This is a genomic window from Hirschia maritima DSM 19733 (assembly GCF_000378345.1).
GTDB classification, from domain to species: domain Bacteria; phylum Pseudomonadota; class Alphaproteobacteria; order Caulobacterales; family Hyphomonadaceae; genus Hirschia; species Hirschia maritima.
On the sequence record NZ_KB899544.1, the window covers coordinates 80,909 to 104,599 of the forward strand.

20 protein-coding genes are annotated in these 23,691 nt (G+C 43.7%); 16 read left to right on the top strand and 4 right to left on the bottom strand.

Annotation, left to right across the window (positions count from 1 at the left end; genetic code table 11):
• Positions 1-40: 40 nt before the first annotated feature.
• Positions 41-949, bottom strand: coding sequence for a LysR family transcriptional regulator (locus F551_RS0100340; RefSeq protein WP_026296558.1), 909 nt, complete (start codon positions 947-949; stop codon positions 41-43).
• A gap of 126 nt (positions 950-1,075) precedes the next feature.
• Between F551_RS0100340 and F551_RS0100345 the strand changes: the two genes are divergently transcribed.
• The 7 genes from F551_RS0100345 (at position 1,076) to F551_RS0100375 (ending at position 8,327) form a co-directional block, all read left to right on the top strand.
• Entirely contained in the window at positions 1,076-2,761 is a 1,686-nt protein-coding gene (locus F551_RS0100345; RefSeq protein ID WP_018995474.1) for an AMP-binding protein, read from the top strand.
• An 81-nt stretch (positions 2,762-2,842) separates the two neighbouring features.
• Positions 2,843-3,661, top strand: a complete 819-nt coding sequence (locus tag F551_RS0100350; RefSeq protein ID WP_018995475.1) for an SDR family oxidoreductase — start codon at positions 2,843-2,845, stop codon at positions 3,659-3,661.
• A 6-nt stretch (positions 3,662-3,667) separates the two neighbouring features.
• On the top strand, positions 3,668-4,738 hold the full coding sequence (locus F551_RS0100355) for a phosphotransferase family protein (RefSeq protein WP_018995476.1): 1,071 nt from the start codon (positions 3,668-3,670) through the stop codon (positions 4,736-4,738).
• Positions 4,739-4,740: 2 nt separating this feature from the next.
• On the top strand, positions 4,741-5,415 hold the full coding sequence (locus F551_RS0100360; RefSeq protein ID WP_018995477.1) for a histidine phosphatase family protein: 675 nt from the start codon (positions 4,741-4,743) through the stop codon (positions 5,413-5,415).
• A complete protein-coding gene (locus F551_RS0100365; protein WP_018995478.1) occupies positions 5,390-6,181 on the top strand; it encodes an SDR family oxidoreductase in 792 nt (263 codons plus the stop codon). Before F551_RS0100360 ends, F551_RS0100365 begins: the two co-directional genes overlap by 26 nt.
• A gap of 90 nt (positions 6,182-6,271) precedes the next feature.
• Complete coding sequence (locus F551_RS0100370) at positions 6,272-7,114, top strand: AAA family ATPase (protein ID WP_018995479.1); 843 nt, start codon at positions 6,272-6,274, stop codon at positions 7,112-7,114.
• A 31-nt stretch (positions 7,115-7,145) separates the two neighbouring features.
• Positions 7,146-8,327, top strand: coding sequence for a vWA domain-containing protein (locus tag F551_RS0100375; RefSeq protein ID WP_018995480.1), 1,182 nt, complete (start codon positions 7,146-7,148; stop codon positions 8,325-8,327).
• A 34-nt stretch (positions 8,328-8,361) separates the two neighbouring features.
• On the opposite strand, the gene F551_RS0100380 is transcribed toward F551_RS0100375, so the two are convergent.
• Together F551_RS0100380 and F551_RS0100385 are read right to left on the bottom strand one after the other, a co-directional pair.
• The gene (locus tag F551_RS0100380; RefSeq protein WP_018995481.1) at positions 8,362-9,120 is read right to left on the bottom strand and encodes an enoyl-CoA hydratase/isomerase family protein; all 759 of its coding nucleotides are present in this window, start codon (positions 9,118-9,120) and stop codon (positions 8,362-8,364) included.
• Positions 9,117-9,587 (bottom strand): MarR family winged helix-turn-helix transcriptional regulator, encoded by a 471-nt coding sequence (locus F551_RS0100385; RefSeq protein ID WP_018995482.1) that lies wholly within the window; start codon positions 9,585-9,587, stop codon positions 9,117-9,119. Before F551_RS0100385 ends, F551_RS0100380 begins: the two co-directional genes overlap by 4 nt.
• A gap of 223 nt (positions 9,588-9,810) precedes the next feature.
• Between F551_RS0100385 and F551_RS0100390 the strand changes: the two genes are divergently transcribed.
• Entirely contained in the window at positions 9,811-11,619 is a 1,809-nt protein-coding gene (locus F551_RS0100390; protein ID WP_026296561.1) for an acyl-CoA dehydrogenase, read from the top strand.
• Positions 11,620-11,684: 65 nt separating this feature from the next.
• Here F551_RS0100390 and F551_RS0100395 read toward each other — a convergent pair whose 3' ends face one another.
• A complete protein-coding gene (locus F551_RS0100395) occupies positions 11,685-12,977 on the bottom strand; it encodes a Xaa-Pro dipeptidase (protein WP_018995484.1) in 1,293 nt (430 codons plus the stop codon).
• Positions 12,978-13,183: 206 nt separating this feature from the next.
• On the opposite strand from F551_RS0100395, the gene yghU reads away from it, so the two are divergent.
• From yghU to F551_RS0100435, 8 genes are all read left to right on the top strand, one after another.
• A complete protein-coding gene (gene yghU / locus F551_RS0100400) occupies positions 13,184-14,023 on the top strand; it encodes a glutathione-dependent disulfide-bond oxidoreductase (RefSeq protein ID WP_018995485.1) in 840 nt (279 codons plus the stop codon).
• 396 nt (positions 14,024-14,419) lie between these two features.
• Positions 14,420-17,569 carry a TonB-dependent receptor gene (locus F551_RS0100405; protein ID WP_018995486.1) on the top strand — a complete coding sequence of 1,050 codons (3,150 nt, stop codon included), beginning with the start codon at positions 14,420-14,422 and terminating at the stop codon, positions 17,567-17,569.
• 139 nt (positions 17,570-17,708) lie between these two features.
• On the top strand, positions 17,709-18,440 hold the full coding sequence (locus F551_RS0100410; RefSeq protein WP_018995487.1) for a SapC family protein: 732 nt from the start codon (positions 17,709-17,711) through the stop codon (positions 18,438-18,440).
• Positions 18,441-18,453: 13 nt separating this feature from the next.
• Complete coding sequence (locus tag F551_RS0100415) at positions 18,454-19,494, top strand: cupin-like domain-containing protein (RefSeq protein ID WP_018995488.1); 1,041 nt, start codon at positions 18,454-18,456, stop codon at positions 19,492-19,494.
• A 26-nt stretch (positions 19,495-19,520) separates the two neighbouring features.
• Positions 19,521-21,011: a tryptophan halogenase family protein gene (locus tag F551_RS0100420; protein ID WP_018995489.1), complete on the top strand. Its 1,491-nt coding sequence runs from the start codon at positions 19,521-19,523 to the stop codon at positions 21,009-21,011.
• Positions 21,001-22,533, top strand: coding sequence for a tryptophan halogenase family protein (locus tag F551_RS0100425; protein WP_018995490.1), 1,533 nt, complete (start codon positions 21,001-21,003; stop codon positions 22,531-22,533). Before F551_RS0100420 ends, F551_RS0100425 begins: the two co-directional genes overlap by 11 nt.
• A 474-nt stretch (positions 22,534-23,007) precedes the next feature.
• A complete protein-coding gene (locus tag F551_RS15980) occupies positions 23,008-23,322 on the top strand; it encodes an STAS domain-containing protein (protein ID WP_018995491.1) in 315 nt (104 codons plus the stop codon).
• Positions 23,315-23,680: a response regulator gene (locus tag F551_RS0100435; protein ID WP_018995492.1), complete on the top strand. Its 366-nt coding sequence runs from the start codon at positions 23,315-23,317 to the stop codon at positions 23,678-23,680. The genes F551_RS15980 and F551_RS0100435 overlap by 8 nt, the downstream gene beginning before the upstream one ends.
• Positions 23,681-23,691 lie beyond the last annotated feature (11 nt).

Below are 23,691 nucleotides of genomic sequence, written 5' to 3' on the forward strand. Positions count from 1 at the left end.
AACTATTTTACATTTGTACCACTTGAATGGAATTTCAAGTTTACTCGAAAATTTCAGTGATACCGACCACTATGTTTCTGAGCCACTGATTGGCAGAATCTTCATCATTGTCTTTGTGCCAATAGATGTTCAGATCTATTGATGGCATGTGAAAGGGGACATCGTAAATATTGAATTGCTCTCCATTCGCCATCACTTTGGCCAGCCTCCGTGGCATGGTGAGGACGTGGTCAGATCGTTCCACGACTGCGATTGCACCGTAATAGTTTTGGCATCTCACTCTCACATCTCTGTTGATGCCGAGTTTTTCGAGAGCGGGATCTTCTAGGATTGTCCCAACGGCACGGGTTGAAACGGCGACGTGCTCTTTTTCACAATATTCTTCGATAGAATTAATTTTACGGCCTCTGGAAACAATACACCAAGAGTCGGATATTAAAGGAAACTGGCGCAGCTGTTTGGAAGTTGGAATTGTCACGTCGATACAAATATCTAATGTGTGCCCAGACAAAGATGTATCCATTTCTTCGCGGACATACCGTGTACCTATTAGGCTTACATTGGGTGCCAGCTTTCTGACTCTATCTACTAATTCAGGAAGAAGCATTATCTCGGTAGCATCCGGCATTCCGATTGAAAAAACAATTTTACTCGTTTCAGGATCAAATTGCCCCCAGCTGAGCAAAATTGACCTCAGCCGACTGATTTCTTCCAGGAGTTCGGGAGCCATGCGCGCACAAACGGGAGTAGGGCGCATATTGCGTCCCTCCTTGACGAATAAGGGGTCATTCAAGTGTTCCCTTAGTCGGCGCAGTGCATGACTGATCGCAGAGGGACTAAGCGACAGGTGGTTGGCTGCGCGAGTTAGATTTTGTTCTCGATAAATTGCTTCAAAGACTTTTAGAAGGTTTAAGTCGAGTCTGTCTACGCTGTTATGAATTTTGTTCATAGTAACAGTTTAATATATATCACTTGATTCATCAAACAACCCGCGTGATTATAAATTAAAAAGAAGCCAAAATAGATAATAAGTGAATATGACAGCTTCAAATCAGGTATTCACGGGGAAGAAAAAATGCAAACTAGCACAGACGTGCAGAGTCCTTTTTGGACAAAAAATTACCCACAAGGTGTTCCAGAGACAGTAGATCTTGGAGAGAAAACTTTCATTGAAGTTGTCAATGAAAGTATGGTCAAATTTGCAGATCGTGACGCTGTTGAATGCCTTGGTGCCGTTTGGACATATAAACGTTTGGACGAAGAATCTGCTCAAATTGCAGCGTCATTGCAAAATCTAGGACTATCCAAAGGTTCGCGTGTGGCGATTATGATGCCCACGATACCTCAATATCTGGTAACTCTTCTGGGAGTGTTCAGAGCAGGACTAACTGCCGTTAGCGTTAATCCGCTTTATACGCCGCGTGAATTGGATCATCAACTAAATGATAGTGGTGCAGAAGCAATTTTTGTTCTTGATACTTTTGCAGCGACTTTAGAAGAAGTTCTAGCGAAAACACCAATCAAGCATACTGTTGTGACATCCATTGGAGATACTATTGGTGGTTTGAAAGGTGTTGCAGCTAATTTTGTTCTGAAAAACGTCAAGAAAGCGGTACCTAACTGGAATATTCCAACAGCTATTCAATATTCTGCTTTTCTGAATGCGGGAAAAAAACTGACTTGGACACCTCAAGAACACAAAATGGATGATGTGGCTGTTCTGCAATACACTGGTGGAACAACAGGTGTTGCAAAAGGTGCAATTCTTCAACAAAAAAACATTCTTGCAGCGGCGGTTTGTTCCAGCGCTTGGTTGGATTACGGGTTAAGTTACGAACCCAAGATCGAAAATCCTGAATTGCTTATCCCACTGCCATTGTATCATGTATTCACCCTATATGCTGTTTCTGTAGGTATATTCGAGGGCGCGCGATGCATTTTCATTCCTAACCCTCGAGATTTGGACGGCCTTGTTAAAACAATGGCAAATACGCGTTTCAATCTAATGATTGGGTTGAATACATTGTATGCCGGAATACTAGCTCACAAAGATATTGATAAGGTGGATTTCTCACAATCCCGTATGTTCATTTCTGGTGGAACTGCAACGCACCGAAATACTGCTGAAAAGTGGAGAGAATTGACTGGTCAACCTATTCTTGAAGGATGGGGCATGACTGAAACAACGGGAGCGGGAACATGTAATCCGTATTCTCGTGATGAGTTCTCTGGGACTGTTGGTCTGCCAATTCCGTCTGTTCTTATCTCTATTCGCAATGATGATGGTAGCGAAGTACCAATTGGCTCTGAAGGTGAAATTTGGATCAAAGGTCCAAATGTTATGGCCGGTTATTGGAACCGACCAGAAGCCACTGCTGAAGCGATGGATGAGAACGGTTTTTTGGCTACAGGCGATATCGGTGTGCAGGATGACAGGGGGTATTTGAAGATTGTCGACCGTAAGAAAGACATGATTCTTGTCTCCGGTTTTAATGTATACAGCAATGAAATTGAGAATGTTCTTTCTAGTCTAGAAGGAGTGTCTGAAGCTGCAGCTATTGGGGTTCCCGATGAAAAATCGGGTGAGGCGGTCAAAGTATTCATTATCAAGTCTGATCCAACGCTCACTAGCGATGACGTTAAAGAATACTGCCGCAAAGAGCTGACAGGATATAAGCGTCCGAAACATATTGTATTTGTTGAAGATTTGCCAAAATCACCTGTCGGGAAAATCTTGAGAAAAGATCTCAGAGACAATTAATTTATTGGGATGTCCGGCATCGATGGATCGTTGTTTAGAACGAGATCCAAAGAGTTGCATAGTGCATTTTAGGATAGTTTGATGAGTAAAATAGAACGCATATTTATAACGGGTGGGAGCGCTGGTCTGGGGAAAGCGCTGGCTTTGAATTTTGCGCGCCAAGGTAAGAAGGTCTGCATAGCGGACATTAACGACGAAACTGGCAAATCGACTTTATCAGAATTGAAAGCTTTGAACCCTGCTTCTGAGTATCTTCATTGCGATGTCAGATCATCCGAGGACTTTATTAAATCGATTGAGTGGCTGGAAAGTAACTGGGACGGCGTTGATTTAGTGATCAATAATGCCGGAGTTGCCCAAATGGGGCCAATGGAGACAGTTTCGGATGAAGATTGGAATTGGATAGTAGACATCAACATGATGGGGATCGTCCGGTCTACTAAAGCCTTTTTGCCAGTGTTCCAAAAGCAAGGGACGGGACGGTTTTTAAATATTGCATCCATGGCAGGGTATTTATACATGCCCGACGCAGCTGCCTATAACGCCACAAAAGCTGCTGTCGTGGCTATTTCAGAAACACTCATGTTGGAATTTGAAAAGTATAATGTGGGTGTTCAAGTTGCTTGTCCTGCATTCTTTAGAACCGATCTGGCGAAAAATATGCGTTCCAGCTCTGAAGAATCAGAAATGATGACGAAACGCATGGTTGAACGTGCGAGAATTGGCGCCGATGAAATCGCAGAAAAGATCGTGAAGGGTATTGAAAACAATGACTCGCACATCTTCACTCACCCAGAAGCAGAGCAAGCTTTACAAGCAAAAAAACAACTTGCTTTCAAAGATTTCTTAAATTTGATGCGCATGCAACTTGCTCAAATCGAAGAACGCATGAAGCGGTAAGTTGATATGAGCAATGCTGGAGTAATTGATGCCGCTGGGAAAGTGCGGGCAGGTGAAGAGTTAGACGTATCTTCACTTCGCAAATGGATGTCTTTGCATATGCCTGAAGTGCAAGGGGAGCCCGATGTCACTCAGTATTCTGGTGGTGCTTCTAATTGGACATACCGATTGAAATTTGAAACGGATGACCTTGTTCTTCGTCGTCCTCCTGCGGGCACTAAGGCAAAAGGTGCTCATGATATGGGACGAGAATATCGGCTGCAAAAAGCGTTGGAGCCAGTGTTTTCCTACGTGCCAAAAATGCGCGGCTATTCAGATGATGAATCAGTAATCGGTGCTGAATTTTATATGATGAATAGGGTCGCTGGCATCATTCCAAGACGTAATTTGCCTCGTGGGCTGGAGATGAATGCAGATCAAGTGCGTACGATGTGTACCAATGTTCTAGATACATTAATCGCGTTGCATCAGGTTGATTATAAATCAGCGAACTTGGAAAATTTGGGTGCAGGAGAAGGCTATACGCGCAGGCAAATAGAGGGATGGAGCAAACGCTATTCGAATGCTCGCACCTGGAATGTGCCCAAAGGCAACAAAGTCATGAAATGGCTCGCGGAGAACATGCCTAAAAAGGAAACTCTCTGTATTACGCATAATGATTTTAGATTTGATAATGTCGTTTTGGATGAACAAGACCCTACAAAGGTAATCGGTGTGCTGGACTGGGAGCTTGCCACTATTGGTGATCCTTTGATGGATCTCGGGAACATGCTGGCATACTGGGTTGAGGCAGGTGATGACAAATTTTACCGTTCAACCAGGCGACAGCCCACTACGCTTGATGGAATGATGACGCGAAATGAAGTCATCGAGTACTATTGTCAGAGAATGAATCTAGAAGTTAAAAATATAGCCTTTTATCAAGTGTATGGTCTATTTCGGTTAGCTGGCATCGCACAACAAATTTACTATCGATACCATCATAAGCAAACCAGAAATCCAGCTTTTAAGAACTACTGGATTTTCGTGAATTACCTCAATCATCGTAGCTGTAAAATTATCAAAGAGAGCCGTTAGATATGCCAAGAATACACTTTGTGCGCCACGGACAAGCATCCTTTGGTGCGGAAGATTATGACAACCTTTCTGACATTGGGCACATTCAGTCAAAAGTACTTGGCAAGGCAATGTGGAATGAAGGCGATGAGAGATTATTTTCCGGCACTTTAAAGCGTCACAGACAAACTGCTGAAGGGTTTGCGCCTGGTACAGAATATGAGCAGGACGGACGTTGGAACGAGTTTGATTATATAAACATCATCAGCGCATTGCATCCTGAATTAAACTCCTCAAAAGCAATTGGGGATGCGCTTAAAAGTTCTGAAAATGCTAATATTGATTTTCAGGCGATTTATGACAATTCAGTCGCGCGTTGGGCTTCTGGAGAATACGATGCAGACTATACAGAAAGTCGTTCTGATTTTCGTGAACGTATAAGGTCTGCTGTCGCCGATCTAGCTAGACAGCTCCCCAAGGATGGAAATGCTTATGTTTTCTCTTCTGGAGGCCCCATCAGTGCTGTTGTTCAAGAAGTAATGGCTCTGAGTGAAGATACAACGCGGCAAGTTGAGCGCGTTCTACACAATGCAAGTGTGACGACAATCTCTGTGTCATCAAATCGGATGCAAATGATTGCATTCAACCAACACCACCATTTGGAGGCAGAAAATGTCAACCTCATCACCCATCGCTGATACGAAGAAAAACAGACCTGTCATCTTGATCACGGGCGCTAGTTCAGGGCTTGGTGCTGGTATGGCAACGCGCTTTGCTAAAAAAGGATATGACCTAGCATTGTGCGCACGACGTGTCGAAAAACTTGAGGGGTTAAGGTCAGAGATCCTTGAAGCATCTCCTGAAACTAGAGTGGAATTGGCTTCTTTAGATGTAAATGATCATGATGCGGTGTTTGCTGTCTTTGAAGATTTTCAACAGAGGTTTGGGAAAATTGATCGTGTTATTATTAATGCGGGAATTGGTGACGGAGCGCCTATCGGAAAAGGCGGTTTCCAGAAGAATAAGTTCGTTTTAGAGACTAACTTAATCGCTGCGCTAGCTCAAAGTGAAGCTGGGATGAAAATTTTCAGAGAACAAAAAGAAGGGCATTTGGTCATCATTTCTTCGACCAGCGCATTCCGTGGTTTGAGAAGTGGAATGAATTGTTATTCGACTAGTAAAGCAGCGGTTGCGCATATGGCTGAAGGTATACGCGCTGACATGCTGAACAAGCCAAACATTGATGTCTCCACAATATTCCCTGGCTATATTGAAAGCGAGATGACTGTAAAAGCGCCGAATGGAAAGACACCATTTATCGTATCCAATGATAAAGGGTGTGATCTGTTGGTGAAGGCGATCGAGTCTAGAAAAGCAAAGGCGATCGTTCCCGCATGGCCTTGGACGGTTGTATGCTTTTTAATGAAAAGACTTCCGTTATCTTGGGTCATGAAATTGCTTTAAAGCGATTGCTTGTCGCTACGGTACGTCTTGATGTGCGGCTGAGTTAGCGTATCTATTCACTGAAAGATTGATATTAAAAGAGATAAGACAATGAAATTTACAGGTTCCGATAATTACGTTGCTACCGACGATCTACAGGTTGCAGTGAACGCTGCCATAGCTTTGGAACGTCCTCTTTTGATCAAAGGAGAGCCGGGTACTGGGAAGACTGTGTTAGCGCATGAAGTTTCCAAGGCATTGGGTCGTCCACTTATTGAATGGCACATCAAGTCAACAACTAAAGCCCAACAAGGGCTGTATGAGTACGACGCGGTTTCTCGTTTGAGAGATTCTCAGCTTGGCGATCCCAAAGTTGCTGATGTAAGCAATTACATTAAACGCGGGAAGCTGTGGGAAGCATTTGTGGCAGATGATCAGCCAATCTTGCTAATTGATGAGATCGATAAAGCAGATATCGAATTTCCAAATGATTTGCTTCAAGAGCTAGATCGTATGGAGTTCTTTGTTTACGAGACTGGCGAAACTATCAAAGCAAAAAAACGCCCGCTAGTAATCATCACCTCTAATAATGAGAAGGAATTGCCCGACGCTTTTCTGCGTCGTTGTTTCTTCCATTTTATCAAATTTCCAGATACCGAAACAATGGAATCTATTGTTGATGTGCACTTTCCTGAAATCAAAAAACGTTTGGTCTCAAATGCATTGACCACATTTTATGAGTTGCGCGATGTTCCTGGGCTTAAAAAGAAGCCTTCAACGTCAGAATTGATCGATTGGTTGAAGCTTTTAATGTCAGAAGATATTGACCCGGAAACCTTGCGTTCGAGCGATACTCGCACATCAATTCCGCCATTGCATGGTGCGTTGTTGAAAAATGAACAAGATATCCATTTGTTTGAACGTTTGGCATTTATGGCACGTAGAGAACGCTAACCACCTATCTTGAAAGAGCGGGGCGAGCGCTATGTTTACAAATTTTTTCTATGAATTGAAGGCGGCGGGAATTCCCGTCACTGTCAAGGAATACCTCATGTTTCTTGAGGTGATGGAAGCTGACTTGGCAAACAAGAAGGTAGAAAATTTCTATTATCTGTCGCGCGCCAGTCTTGTGAAAGACGAACGCAATCTTGATAAGTTTGACCGAGTATTCGGATCAACCTTTAAGGGGCTAGAAAATGTCGATGAAGGGATGGAAAAGGAAATCCCTGAAGAGTGGCTACGCAAGCTAACCGAAAAATATCTCACCGAGGAAGAAAAAGCTGAAATTGAAGCCTTGGGTGGTTGGGATAAGCTCATGGAGACGCTTAAAAAACGGCTCGAAGAGCAAAAAGAACGACACGAAGGCGGCAATAAATGGATCGGTACAGGTGGAACTTCTCCCTTTGGTGCCAATGGGTACAATCCCGAAGGTATTCGTATTGGGCAAGATAAAAGTCGTCACAAGCGCGCTGTAAAGGTCTGGGATAAACGTGAGTTTAAAGATCTCGACGATAGCGTTGAGTTAGGCACGCGAAACATAAAAATGGCACTTCGCAAACTTCGTCATTTTGCGCGTACAGGTGCGGATGAAGAATTTGATTTAAAGAGCACAATCGATTCAACGGCGAAGTCTGGTTATCTCGATATTAAAATGCGTCCTGAACGCCGCAATGTTGTAAAGGTCCTGATCTTTTTTGATGTCGGGGGCTCAATGGACCCCTATGTTAAAATGGTTGAAGAGCTGTTCTCTGCCGCGCGGGCTGAATTCAAACACATGGAATATTTTTATTTCCACAATTGTTTGTACGACTACGTTTGGAAAGACAATTCCCGCCGTTGGACAGATAAGCTCAACACGTGGGATATCTTGCATACCTATCCAGCAGATTACAAAGTAATTGTTGTGGGAGATGCAGCTATGTCACCCTATGAGATCGCTATGCCGGGTGGCGCTTCTGAATTCATGAACGAAGAGGCTGGTGCAGTTTGGCTGCAGCGGCTGACGGAAGTCTATTCAAAGTTATCCTGGCTCAACCCTGAGCCAGAAAAGCATTGGAACTACACTCAGTCCAATCAGATGATAAGAGAAATTATTGGTGACCGCATGTATCCGCTCACTGTCGAGGGGATTGAACGCGGGATCACCAATTTACGTGGATCCAGGTAATGTATGGCGAGCTATGTCGCTCGCCAGGTCTCGTTTATTTGTAGACTGGTTTACGTTTTTGCATTTTAGCAGCGATGCTTTCAGCAAATTCTGGTGATTTTAATTGAGCGCCAAAATCTGCAAACTCAGCATTCATATGGGTAGTCATATCGCCACGACGATTGCGGATCAGGTCTTTTGATTTTCTCATTGATATTGGTGCTGAATCGGCAATGTGTTGAGCTAATTCTTTAATAGAAGCACTATATTCTGCGTCGTTGAACACTCTTGATACAAGTCCGAAGTCTAGAGCCTCTTTGGCGTTCAGTGTTCTGCCGGCAAGCAAGATGTCATTTGCGACTGCCATGCCTACCGCTTGAGGCAGTAGAATAGAAGAGGCCGCCTCTGGCACGACGCCAAGCTTTACAAAAGGGGCACCAAAAGTCGCGTTTTCATGAGCATACACAAGGTCGCAGTGAAGCAACATTGTTAGGCCAATGCCGATTGCGTGTGCATTTACTGCGGCGATCACAGGCTTTGGGCATTCACGTAGAGCATCAAGAAAGCGAACAACAGGTGGTTTTTCATTTCCTGTCAATTCTGTGGTGAAGTCAGAGATGTCATTGCCGGATGTGAACATATCTCCGGCACCTGTAATAACAAAAGCGCGCGCATTGTCATCTGCTGTGTAAGCCAGAATGGCATCAGCCATAGCTGCATACATTGCTTTTGTGATCGCATTTTTTTTGTCGGTACGTGAGATGGTCAATGTGGTGACGCGCTCATCGTGGGTTACGATTATAAATTCACTCATTTTTTTGACCTTTGATTGTAGATTTTTTCAATTTCTGCAGAAACGATTTCGGCTGAATTGCTAGAAACATGCTCAAGGAAACGTTCTATAATTGCTTGCTCTTTGGCATTAAACGGTTCGAGGATAGCGGAATTGATTTGCCGCGTACCAGTCAGCGAGGATTCGCCAACCTGTCGACCCAAATCCTCCAAATACACTTCATAGCTTCTTGCGTCTGTTTTGCTTTGGGCGCGACGCAGAAAACCTTTTTCGCTCATGCGATCGATCAGGCCGGTCAAACTGGATTTGCCCATGTTCAACTCATCCGCGATGGCGGAAATAGGCGCACCGTCTTGCCTCAGCAGGATAAATAAAACCGCGTGCTGTGTTGCGGTTAGGCCTTCATAATCTTTTAGAGCATGATCGGCTGCTCGAAAAAGCGCACAGTGGGCTTTTTGGATTAGGTGAAATACTGGAAACTGGCGCATTCGTATCTTTCATTGCTCTATAACTAATTTCGTATGCGAAGCAAAATTGGGTGTCAATAATTCCGCTAGGTCACATGATTTTATGAAAAAATAGAGGAGAAGATCCCAGCAAGAGTTGGAATGAATAAGTGCCGCAAGGTGAGGATTGATCTCATCCCTTATTCTGGTACATATGTTAAAAAAGGCTGGTCAGCCAAAACTCTATTTTGAGGTAGTTGTTAAAATGTCCCTGATTGCAAACCGTCGTGACGTTGATTTTATGATGTATGAATTTCTGAATCTGGATAAAGTATTTCAGACAGAACGGTATCAATCATATGATCGAGAAGCTGTGTCAGCCATTTTGGATACTGCTGAAGCTATCGCAGAAGACAAATATCTACCATGTGCAGCCAAGCTTGATGCAAATGAACCCAGTTTCGATGGCGAAAAAGTATCTATCATTCCCGAGGTTGGGGAGGGGCTTCAGGCTTTCGCTGAGGCGGGATTTTACGCAGCTAGTTTTGATGAGGATGTTGGTGGAGCTCAGTTGCCTGGCATCGTAAATCTTACTTTGGCTGGCTTTTTCTCTGCTGCTAATCCCGGAATTAATTCTTACGCCTTTTTGACGGTTGGCGCTGCCAATATGTTGAATGCAGTAGGAACACAGGAGCAAAAAGACAAATATCTCGGTCCAATGCTAGAAGGAAAGTGGTCTGGGACTATGTGTCTTTCAGAGCCTCAAGCTGGATCTTCACTTTCAGATATTCGGACTAAGGCCACACCAACTGAAGAGGGGCATTATTTGATCGAAGGATCGAAAATGTGGATTTCAGGGGGTGACCATGAATTGACAGAAAATATTGTTGAAATGGTCCTGGCAAAAATACCGGGTGGCCCTCCGGGGGTACGCGGAATTTCACTATTCATTGTTCCAAAATATCGCGTGAACGATGATGGTAGCCTTGGCGCTAAGAATGATATTTCACTAGCTGGCTTGAACCACAAGATGGGACACCGTGGGACAACCAATTGTCTTTTGAATTTTGGTGAAAACGGTGATTGTCACGGATACTTACTAGGGAAACCGCATGAGGGGCTGAAGAATATGTTCCACATGATGAATGAGGCACGTATTGGGGTTGGGCATGGTGCAACTATGAGTGCCTTAGCAGGTTTCTTATATTCTACTAAATATGCAGGCGAACGTCTTCAGGGGCGGCATCCTCAGGACAAAGATCCGTCCACGCCTCAGTTGCCAATTATCGAACACACAGACATTAAGCGTCTTCTAATGGCGCAGAAAGCTGCGGTAGAGGGGGCGTCAGCACTTCTATACTATTGTACTGATTTGGTGGAAGAGCAAAAGCTTACTGATGATAAAGACGCTCAGAACCGCCTTGCTTTGTTGTTGGAGATACTAACTCCAATAGCAAAATCATGGCCGTCAGAATTCTGCCTGGAAGCAAATAAACATGCGATTCAAGTGCTTGGAGGGTATGGATACACACGTGAATTCCCTGTTGAGCGCTTGTATCGGGATAACCGCTTGAACCACATTCACGAAGGTACACATGCGATTCATGGAATAGATTTGCTAGGACGCAAAGTTTCTATGTTTGATGGCGCTGCGCTGAAGCTTCTTCTGCAAGAAGTTCAAGCGACTTTGAGTGCAACTTCAGAAATGAGTGCGCTGGGTGAATACAACAAAGATCTAGAGCAAGCGCTCAAAGTGTTGGTTGAGACTACTGAAACAGTTAAAGCTCATGAAAACGTCAATACGCAATTGGCGAACGCAACAATTTACCTTGATGCTTTCGGGCATGTTGTGATTGCGTGGCTTTGGTTGAGGCAAGCTCAAATCGCAACAAATGCTTTGGCAAATGCTCAGGGAGATGATGTGGCTTTCTATCAGGGTAAATTAGCGGCATGTCGTTATTTCTTCCGCTATGAGCTGCCAAAGGCATTGGTTCAGTTCAAACTAGTATCTGATTTAGATGAAACATGTATGGATTTAAAACCTGAACATTTGACAGGTAACAATCCACTTTAAACTGGAAAAATAGTGCACTCCCCCACGCAATGCGGGAGGGGAGTGCACTATTTTGTTATTGGTTTTTATTCAGACAATTCGTTTTTGTAGATGACGCCGTCTTTCATTACAAAGTCGACGTGCTCTAATTCTGTTACATCATTTAATGGGTTGAGCGGGACGGCTATCATGTCCGCGTATTTTCCGACTTCTATTGAGCCCGTCATGTCTTGAGTTCCAAAGAGGGTTGCATTCCCGATTGTTGAGGCCTGAATTGCCTGCATGGGAGACATGCCCCATTTGACCATCTTTTTGAATTGACGCCCATTTAGTCCGTGGGTGTATACACCTGCGTCTGTGCCATAAGCTATGTTCGCACCTGCTTTTACAGCTGCTTGAAAACGTTCTCTTTGGATGCGCCCAACTTTACGTTCTTTCGCTAGGGACTCTTCCAATATGCCGGCTTTTTCGCCTTCAGATAGTATGAAGTCAGATACATAGATATCCATTGAGAGGTATGTACCTTGCTCCACAGCTTGTTCTATTGCGGCATCTGTAATCATGCTGGCATGTTCGATAGAATCTACGCCTGCATTCAGCGCTGTTGCGATTCCACTTGAGCCATGTGCATGAACTGCAACCTTAAGCCCTAAAAGATGCGCTTCATCTACAATGGCTGACATTTCTTCTTGGGTGAATTGTTGCGCTCCAAGCTTTGTACCTTTGGAGAGTACACCGCCTGTACCGCAGAATTTTATGACTTCAGCACCATACTTATTATTTTGACGAACTTTGGTTCTGACAGCCCAAGGGCCATCGGCAACTCCTTCTGCTTTTTGTTTGTATTCAAACGGAAGTAAGTTGGAGTCGCAGTGACCGCCTGTAATACCAATGGACGGACCGGAAGCGATTATACGCGGGCCAATGACGGTACCATCATCAATTGCTTCCTTTAAAGCAATGTCTGCATATCCGGGAGCACCCAAATTACGGACACTTGTAAATCCAGCTAGAAGCGTTTTGTTGGCATTTTTTACACCATTGATTGCTGAGCGAGGTGTCGAGACGGCTAATCTGCGATATCCATGATCATTGGCATTTGATGTAAGGTGAACGTGACTATCTGACAGGCCGGGGAGAAGGGTAGCACCTTTGAGGTCTATGTTATTCCAATTGCCCTCAGGAGCATTATTTTTTGAGCCAACATAAATAATTTTGTTCCCTTGAATCACAATTGTCTGATCTTTGAGAAGCTTGCCATCCATAACGTCAACTAAATTGCTGTTTGTGATCAGGATGCCATCAGTGCTGGTTTCTGCCGCGGCTTGACTGCAAAACAACAAGCTCGCGCTAAGAAAAAGGGATTGTATGGTTTTCATAAGATGGCTCTGTCTAAATTGGAATTTTAGTTTCCATGTTAGTTTTGTGCGCAAACTTTGTTTTGCCAAGTTCTGATACGCAAATATTTTTACTTCGATTGAGTTTCATGCCTAATTATTTTGAGCAATATGCTGGAAGTCTTGAGCTGTTCTCTTATCTATAAATCTATAACTGTCCTCCTAGTGACTTGATATTGGATAAAAACATGACGAATGAAGCTTATTCTCCCGCCAAAGTTTGGAAATGGAAACCAGGAAATGGAGGAAAATTTGCATCAATAAATCGTCCAATATCTGGTGAAACTCATGAGAAAGAATTGCCAGTCGGAGAGCATCCGTTTCAACTTTATTCACTCGCAACACCAAATGGTGTGAAGGCAACAGTCATGTTCGAGGAATTGTTGGAGCTTGGGTATAAAGACGCTGAATATGATGCTTGGATTATTGATATTACAGAAGGTGATCAATTCTCATCTGGTTTTGTCGAGATGAATCCAAACTCGAAAATACCTGCACTTTGGGACAATAGCAGCGAAGAGCCTGTGCGTATTTTTGAATCGGCATCAATACTCTTTCACTTGGCAGAAAAATTTGGCGAGTTTTTACCTGAACAGGGCGCTTCACGGACTGAGGTTATGAATTGGGTTTTTTGGCAGATGGGATCTGCACCTTATCTTGGTGGAGGGTTTGGGCATTTTTACGCCTATGCGCCAGAAAAGTTTGAGTATCCAATTGAGCGTTTTTCAATGGAAGTAAAGCGTCAGCTAGATGTTTTGGATAAGACGCTCTCTCAGCGTCAGTATATTGCTGGTAATGATTACACGATCGCAGATATCGCGATCTGGCCTTGGTATGGTGCGCTAGCATTGGGGCGTTTGTATGAGGCGGCAGAATTTCTGTCTGTGCATGAATATGAACATGTGCAGCGTTGGGCCAATGAGATTAATGAGCGTCCCGCTGTGAAAAGAGGGTGCCGTGTCAATCGGGTTTGGGGTGAAGAAAGTACACAACTAAAAGAACGTCATTCAGCGACTGATTTCGATTGAAAGATTTGAATTGTACTGAATGAAATTTTTTGTGAAAGGCCACAAATTACAGAAAACTTTCTAGTTTATGCGCGATATTTTAAGGGTTATATTGGGTTAGTGAAGTAAAGTTTTTGTGTCCAGGTCCGATCTTTGTTACTCATTTAGCCGCCTGTATTTGATCGTATTTTGAAGTTACGACTAGACTGTATTTTTGTAGTTGCTAACAATTATCTCTCATATGAAATGGAGAAAATTGAACGAGATTGTGACAAAAAAGCCAACATTCAAAAAATCTGAAATGTGAGAGTTGCCTCATTTGCTGTTTGCATGATAGGGCTAACATATGACAACGATATCAATAATAATTGACAACGATATCAGTTCGGTTTTCAATTTGACTTCTGGGAGGAGCATATGAAGAAAATTAATAGAGGTGGAGTAGGGCAATTTCAGTTGCAGTTCGGGGCATCTTTGATTGCGCTATCAACTGTATTGTCTGCACCAGCAATGGCGCAAGATGTTGCAGAAGCAGCTGAAGACACTAAAACTTTGGATACTATTGTTGTAACAGGTATCCGTCAGGCTCTTACAGACGGTATGAACGTCAAGCGTAAATCGAATGGTGTTGTTGATGCCATTAACGCAGAAGATATTGGTAAGTTTCCTGATTCAAACCTAGCTGAATCATTGCAGCGAATTCCAGGTGTATCTATCAACCGCCAAAACGGAGAGGGTTCTCAAATCACGGTGCGTGGTTTTGGGCCAGGCTTTAATGCTGTAACTCTAAATGGTCGTTCAATGCCGACTGCTGACATTCCACTGATTGGTGGTAACGGAAGCGGAACTGGTGGTTCTAGTCGTGCGTTCGATTTTTCTAACTTGGCTGCTGAGAGTGTAAGTGCACTGGAGGTTACTAAAACGGGGCGTGCTGATGTTGCATCTGGCGGTATCGGAGCAACAGTAAATGTTGTTACAGCAAGACCTCTTGATTCTGATGGGTTGGTCGCCTCTGTGGGTGTTAAGGGTGTTGTAGACACATCTGTAGACACTGGCGATGAAATTACACCTGAACTGAATGGTATTGTCAGCTGGTCAAACGAAGCTGGCACATTTGGTGTGGGTGTAACAGGGAGCTATTCGAAGCGCGACAGTGCGGCTCCAAGTGTTGAATCTGCTAGCTGGAACATTGAGGATATTGATTCATTCCTTGATCCTGCGAATGGTCGTGTAACTGCTGCTACAAATGTTGTGAACGCTCCTTCATCAGGGAACATTGCACTGCCGCGTGATAGTCGTGCAAACTTCTCTGAGTTCTCAAGTGAGAGAATTAACGGTCAAATAGTCATGCAGTTTGCTCCAACGGAACGTTTGGAAATGACAGCTGACTACACGTTCGCAACGAATGAAGGTGAAGAAAACCGCACGCAGGTTTCAAACTGGTTCAGTCGTCCTTTTTCAGAAGTAATCTTTGATGACAGTCCTGTTCCGACTACTGTTGGTTTGACAGAAGTCATTTCGGGAACAAAAGACTGGGCGCTTCAGCAAACAACTCGCGCCACTAAGGATGAGCTTCAGTCATTTGGTTTTAACACAAAATTCCAAGCTACTGATAATTTTGAAATCGTTTTTGATGCTCACACATCTGAAGCAGAAGTAACTCCAAACGGAATTAGTATCGTTGCTAACGACGGTCAAACACACCAACTTTCAGAAGTTAATGTTGGTATGGCTTGGCCAATTGTTGTGTCTCACTCGGTTGATTACTCAGGTGATGCGCCAATTCAAACACTAATTGATGCTCAAGATACTGCTATTTCAAATGACGGTGTGTTTGACCGTTATGATGTTGCTACAAACATCGCGAACGGTATCCGTTCGGTATCTCAGAAGAACGAAATCGACCAGTTCGACCTTCGTGCAAATTGGGATCTGGATGACATGTCTCGTTTGACTGTTGGTGCAAATTATCGCACGCAGTCTAACAGAACTACAAACGCAACATTCCAGCAAACATTGGGTAACTGGGGGCTGGCAAACCCAGGTGATGTTCAAGCGATTGCTCCGGATGCGCTTGAAGAATTCTGTTTGTCTTGTCAGTTTGATGACTACAATGTTGGTGATTTGCAGGGTGTTCGTGGCGATGCGGCAACTTTGTTCCAAGCTATTTCTTCAGCTTACATCAATAACAATATTCCGGGTTACACTGGTGCCGTGTTTGCTAGCGACACATCTATTCGTCCGCAGGGGTCAGCTGATGACACTGTAGAAGAAGATGTGCTGTCTTTATATGCGCAATTCTCCACAGAGTTTGAAGTGGCGAACCGTCCTGCGTATCTAAATGTTGGTCTGCGCTATGAAGATACAGAAGTAACGGCTAAAACTGCTACTGTGCCGCCTTCACAGCTTATCTGGACAGGTAACAACGACTTCACATTGGCGATTGGCTCTGGTGATGGTCTGACTCTGCAATCTTCATACGACAACTGGTTGCCGAATGTTGATTTTGCAGTAGACATTACTGACTCTCTAAAAGCACGTGCGTCTTACTCCAAGACAATTGCGCGCACAGCATACAACAACTTGTTTGCTTCAGATGCACTTCAGGGAACTCCAGCTGGTCCAACTGCATTCGACAACATTGCGAGTGCGACACAAGGTGACCCAGGTCTCCTACCGCTCGAGTCAGACAACTTTGATCTATCCGTTGAATATTACTTCGGTGAATCAAGTTATGTATCTGTAGGTATCTTTGAAAAAGTTGTGCGTAACTTTGTTGGTACTGAAACTTACGAAGGCAACCTATTCGGTCTTCGTGACGCTACGACAGATGATGCAGGAACACGAACAGGTATAGCACGTGGGCTTCTAGACACCGTTGGAGCTGATCCAAACGACAACAACTTGTTCGCAATGGCTGTTTTCGTTGATCAAAACCCTGGTGACACAGCTGCTGCAGTTGCTGCATTCCAAGCAGTTCAAGGTGCAGATGGAAACATCATTACAAGTGAATACGACAATATTGAAACATTGTATGATCTTGTACCAAATGCTGATGACCCGCTTTATGTGTTTGACATCAACAGACCTGTGAACAACGAGCAGGCCACTATCAACGGTATTGAAATTCAAGGTCAGCACTTCTTTGGTGATACTGGTTTTGGTATCATGGGTAGCTATACTCTAGTTGAAGGTGATGTTGGATATGACGTAACTGGTGACCCATCTGCGTCCCAATTTGCCCTGACTGGTCTAAGTGATACTGCTAACTTGACATTTATCTATGAGAACTACGGTTTCTCTGGTCGTCTTGCTTATAACTGGCGTGATGAGTTCTTGCTGAATGCAAATGCTGGTGGTGGTTTCAACAACCCAGTATTCGTAGAAGCTTATGGCCAGGTAGATGCCAGTCTGAACTATGATTTGACAGACAATATTGCTCTGTCTCTTGACGCAATTAACCTGACTGGAGAAAGCTCACGTTGGTTTGGTCGCTCAACAACAAACCTATGGTTTGCTCGTGAGAGTTCACCGCGTTACTATCTAGGTGCACGCTATAAGTTCTAGTATTTTAAGAACTTAGAGGAAGGGGCTACATTCTGTGTGGCCCCTTTTTTTCTTTAAGCTATTGCGGATTAGGCACTTAGGTGCGTTGATAGTGAAGTCGTATCTGACTTTAAATAATGAATTTTGGTGGGATCTAACCATGTCTAAAATTGTTGTTCTGGATAATGTTGAACACAAGGATTTAAAGGTTCAAATTCATCACAGCGAAGAGTTCGGTGATAACATTAATCAGGCGCTTGTTTTTCCCACAGAATTTATGGAATTGCAGCGTGAGTACCCAATATTTTTCCGCAAATCCCCTGAGGGAGATTTTTACGCGGTTGTGTTGCTGGGGTTGGACCGAGAAGAGAATTTATTCTTGAATTCAGACGGATGGCAGGCTCGTTATGTGCCGGCTATTCAGGATCGTGGACCTTTTTCTATTGCTTTACATGAGCGGCAAATAGACGGAGTGCGTCATGTGGAACCCATAATAAATATTGATTTAGAGCATCCGCGGTTGAATGGGGATATTGGTGAAAATGTCTTTCTTCCACAGGGAGGTAACTCTCCATATCTTCAGCAGGTTTCTCAAGTTCTTCAGCGGATCCATGTTGGTGCAAACGCCGCAAAAGCGTTTTTCTCAGAATTGGACGCGTTGGGTTTGATCGAGCCCATTGCATTGGATATCAGTTTGTCTGATACGGCAAAATATACCGTGCCTGATGTGTTCACCATCAGCAAAGAAAAGATGATTTCATTGAGCGGCAACGATTTAGCTAAACTGAATTCGCTAGGGCTATTGGAGCATTGTTTCGCAGTGATGTCTTCGGCGGGGAATGTGTCTCGCCTTATAGAACTTAAAACTATTAAAAACGCTCAAACTGTATAGTTGGAGGAGTGTTTTGGTTGAGAGCTTAGAAATTACACGTAAAACGGAGGTCATCGAAGGGGCCTCACTTTCTGATGTCGATTTTCAATCTCTAATCAAAAATGCTAAGCCAGTCATTTTAAAGGGCATAATGGAGCACACGCCTATATGCCAAAAAGCCAAGAGCTCTGCCAAAGATGTCATGTCTTTTTTGCTCGATCATTATAATGGTAGACCAGTTACAAGATTTGTCGCTGAACCTGAAATAGGCGGGCGCTTTTTTTACAATTGGGATATATCTGGTTTTAATTACAAGTCCGACACGATTGACCTAGGTGAGGCTTTCTCGCAGATGGAGCAACTCCAGCCGACGAATGAAACAAAAGCGCAATATATTGGGTCAACGAGTATTGATGGTTTTTTTTCAGATCTGATGACTGAAGCTGAACTTATTATTTCAGAAAAGCTTTTCGAACAATTCAAATTACACGTCAGCATATGGATGGGCAATGAGACCACTGCGGCAGCACATTACGATTTTTCGAACAATATTGCTGCTTGTTTAGCAGGGCGTCGTCGTTTTACTTTGTTTCCTCCTGATCAAACTGCAAACCTTTATCCAGGCCCCTTAGAGCCTACGCCCGGTGGGCAAGTGGTTAGTATGGTGAATTTTCAGGAGCCGGATTTTGAAGCGCATCCAAATTTTGAAAAAGCGGTGCAGGTTGGTGAGATCGCTGAGCTAGGAGCGGGTGATGTACTCGTATACCCTGCAATGTGGTGGCATCAAGTAGAGGCGTTAGACCCGTTCAATGTGCTGGTTAATTACTGGTGGAATGAAGTGGCTTCTTTTATCGATGACCCCGTGAATATGCTTTATCAAGGAATGTTGTCCCTACGAGATCGGCCAGATTATGAAAAGGAAGCCTGGCGAGAATTGCTCGATTACTATGTATTTGGCGATGCAAACCTTCCTCGTCAGCATTTGCCTAAGCACGCTCAAGGCCCTTTGGCACCGTTGGATGACCTTAATGCACGCAGGTTACGTGCGCGGTTGTTGCAGCGATTAAATAGATAGAAAATTACGATAGGGGAGTAAGCTCAATGGAGCAGAAGGTAAAAAAGGTGGTTATTGCTGGCGGTGGAACTGCTGGTTGGGTTGCTGCTGCAATGCTCTCTGGTCAGTTGGGGAAATTGCTCGATGTGACTTTGGTCGAGTCTGAAGCAATTGGAACTGTGGGAGTCGGCGAAGCTACAATTCCTACCCACAAAGCTTATCATCGACTATTGGGCATAAACGAACAAGATTTCATGCGCGCGACGAGGGCCACCTTCAAGTTAGGCATTGCTTTTGAAAACTGGGGTAAATTGGGCGATCGTTATTTTCACTCATTTGGAAGTATAGGCCCTTCCACATGGATGACGGATTTTCAGCACATGTGGTATCAGGCGCGCTCGGAAGGGTGGGCTGGTGAGATGGATGATTATTGCTTTGAACTCCAAGCGGCTGAAGCTGGAAAGTTTGCCACATCAGAACAATCAAATCTCAATTATGCATACCATTTAGATGCCAGCCTCTATGCGCAGTTTTTGCGTCGGTATAGTGAACAAAAAGGTGCAAAGCGTATTGAAGGCAAAATCTCCAATGTCACACTTGCTCCCGAGACTGGAGACATTAGCTCTCTGCAATTAGAAGACGGGCAAGTAATAGAAGGTGATCTGTTTATAGATTGTACCGGGTTTAGAGCGCTTTTAATCGATAAGGCGCTTGGCGTGGGGTATGAAGATTGGAGTGATCACCTGCCGATGAATAGTGCTTTGGCTGTTCAAACAAAGGTGTCTCAAGAAATTGTGCCCTATACGCGTTCAATTGCGCGTAAAGCTGGCTGGCAGTGGCGTATTCCACTTCAACACAGGGTTGGAAATGGTCACGTATATTGTAGTGATTTTATGAGTGATGATGAGGCTCATTCCATTCTAATGGATAACATTGAAGGGGAACTGGTTTCAGAGCCACGTCCTATTCGATTTGTAACGGGTCGTCGTAAAGAGTGTTGGACTAAAAACTGTATTGCACTCGGCCTTTCGAGTGGGTTTCTTGAACCATTGGAATCTACAAGTATTCACTTGTTCCAGATCGGCGTGACTCGCCTTGTTCAAATGTTTCCGTTTGGTGGCGCAAATGATGCTTTACGTAATCAGTACAATCGCTATGCGAGAGAAGAACTTGAAAGTATTCGGGACTTTTTAATTCTTCACTACAAGCTTAATCAGCGTACAGATTCAGATTTTTGGAAACAGCGCGCAGAAATGGATATTCCAGAATCTCTTCAGCATCGAATTGACCTGTATACGAAAAATGGAATTGCCTTCCAGGAAGGGTTGGATTTATTCCGAATAGATTCTTGGTTGCAGGTATTTAGGGGGCAAGGATTGGAGAGTAATGGGTATCATCTTGTTGGGCAAATGTTGCCAAACGGGCAGCTAAAACAGGCGATGACCGACCTTAAGCAAAACATCGTAAAAAACGTTTCGAATATGCCAAAGCACAGTGATTTCATCAGGCAATATTGTGGAATAGATAATGTCCAGTAGGCCGATTAAGTCTGTCTTGATTGTTGGGGGAGGTACGGCTGGTTGGCTGACCGCTGCTATTCTAGCAAGCAAGCATAAATCGGAAGGTGAGAGTGGATTAAAAATCACTCTAATTGAAGCTTCCGACATTCCGATAATAGGAGTGGGTGAGGGCACTTGGCCGGGAATGAAGGCTACTTTGCGCAATGCCGGAATTGATGAAAACGAATTTTTGCGAGAATGTCAGGCGTCTTTTAAGCAAGCATCCAAATTTGTAGGATGGAAAGATGGCAGCGCAGACGATTTCTACTATCACCCCTTCGAGTTGCCTGAGGGGTTTTATCAGGGAAATCTGGCTCAATATTGGGTGGATGCTGGCAAGACAGATACTTTCTCATCAATTGCATGTGCGCAGGAAGCGGTTTGTGAGAAGCATTTATCCCCGAAGCTTATAACAACGCCTCAATATGGTGGGGCGCTGAATTATGGATACCATTTGGATGCCGGAAAATTTTCTGGGTTTCTAAGACAACATTGCACACAAAAAATGGGCGTGAATCTTGTTTTGGATAAGGTTCTTAATGTGCGATTTCGTGAGAACGGAGATATTGAAGCCGTTACTACGGAAAACAATGGCGATATCGATGCTGACTTGTTTGTGGATTGCACAGGGTTTCGGTCATTATTGTTGGGACAACACTTAGGTGTTGAGTTTAAAGACAAAAGCGCTGAAATGCCGATAAACTCTGCTTTGGCTGTTCAAGTGCCTTATCAAGAGAATGAGCCTATTCAATCTGCGACAATATCCACCGCACAGGAAGCTGGTTGGGTTTGGGATATTGGTTTGTACAATCGTCGCGGTGTTGGGCATGTATACAGCTCCAACCATGTTTCTGATGAGGAAGCTGCGCGGCAATTGCAAAAATATTTGGGTGTAACAGAGGTTGAATTCTCTGATTTAACACCAAGAAAAATTGATATAAATCCGGGATATCGAGAGAAGTTTTGGCATAAAAATTGTGTCGCGATAGGACTGTCAGCAGGATTTTTAGAGCCGTTGGAAGCCTCAGCGATGATGGTGATTGAAGCTTCGGCTGCATTATTAGCTGATCACATGCCAGCAAATAGAAGTGCAATGGATTTTATAGCTGATCGGTTCAATAAACGCTTTGGTTTTCGATGGCAGAGAATAATCGATTTTCTTAAATTGCACTATGTGATGTCCAATCGAGACGGAATGTTTTGGAAGGATAGCGCGGACCCAGCTACAATTTCAGAGAGATTGAAAGCGGATTTGGAGCTGTGGAAAGCGCAGGTACCTAATAAAGCTGAATTTGATAGTGTGGATGAAGCGTTTCCAACAGCAAGCTATCAATATGTGCTGTATGGAATGGGCTACAAAACGGCTCCTCGAGGTGTCGGAGTGTCGCCAGATGAAGAACGTTTTGCTTTATCTGCGTTTTCAAATGTTGAAAGAAACATATCTTTGATGTCTACAAAATTGAAAACCAATCGTGAGATATTAGATATAATCAACGGATAGCTTGACGTTTGTGAATAGAGCTTTCGAAATTAGGAATTTTTTGGAAATTGAAAGCAGCTTTTGATGTTGCGTCCAAATGCAACTTCGCAGAATTAAGCCGTTTTACTGAAGCTTAAATACTGGCCCAAAAAAACGATATTTATCTATAAAGTGCAAGTGGTGGGCCGATTGGAGCGCCAAACTACTTAGTTTGGCTGTGTTCATTTTGAATGCTCCGGATTAATTCGTTAATTCGGAGTAAATGCATTTCCTAATATTTTAAGCAAATTTCGTAATCATTATTCACCGTTAAGTAGTTGTTATTACTTCTGGGCGTACAAATTCTTACCAAATATCGTCAATTGGGTAACCTTTTGCTTTTAGCAGGATAATGAATATTGCGTTTGTGCCTACACAGATAATTCAAATCCTGAAGTAAAATAAGTATTCGTGACGAATAGATATTTAAGTCTGTATTGAGGATTTAAGAATTTAATGTCGGATGATGTAGCTATATTAAGCTTCGCTGAAAAAATTGAACTAGAAGCGCGATTAATTGGCGGTGCTGTTGATGACCTTCATTCCAATTTATTGGAAATAAGTGAAGGTGAGCAAGACATTCTTCTTGATGCTGAGCAAGTTGACGTAATCGACACGACAGCGATCCAAGTTCTGCTAAGCGCGGCGAAAACTTGTCAGTTACAAAATAAGAAATTCCAAATCCAAAATATGAGCAATGAATTTTTGCATGCAATGAAAGTCCTGGGACTGGGGGCAGTTGCTGAAGAGTGGGAGCTGGGAAATGGCTAAACGTGTTCTTGTCGTGGATGATTCAAAGACAATGAGAGATATGGTTTCTTTCACACTTAAGCGTGAAGGGTATGAAACCGTTGAGGCCGAAGACGGCATGGATGCACTTCAATCAAGTACCGTTGGAAATTTTGATTTAGTGATTTCTGATGTGAACATGCCGCGTATGGATGGTATCACACTGACCAAAGAGTTGCGTACCAAACCCCAATTTCGATCAACGCCCATTCTCATACTTACGACCGAAGCTGACGGTACAAAAAAGGCAGCAGGTAAGGCTGCGGGTGCAACAGGCTGGATCGTGAAACCGTTTGATCCCGATCAATTGCTTGGCGTCGTCAAGCGCGTATGTAGATAGCAATCTGGGGG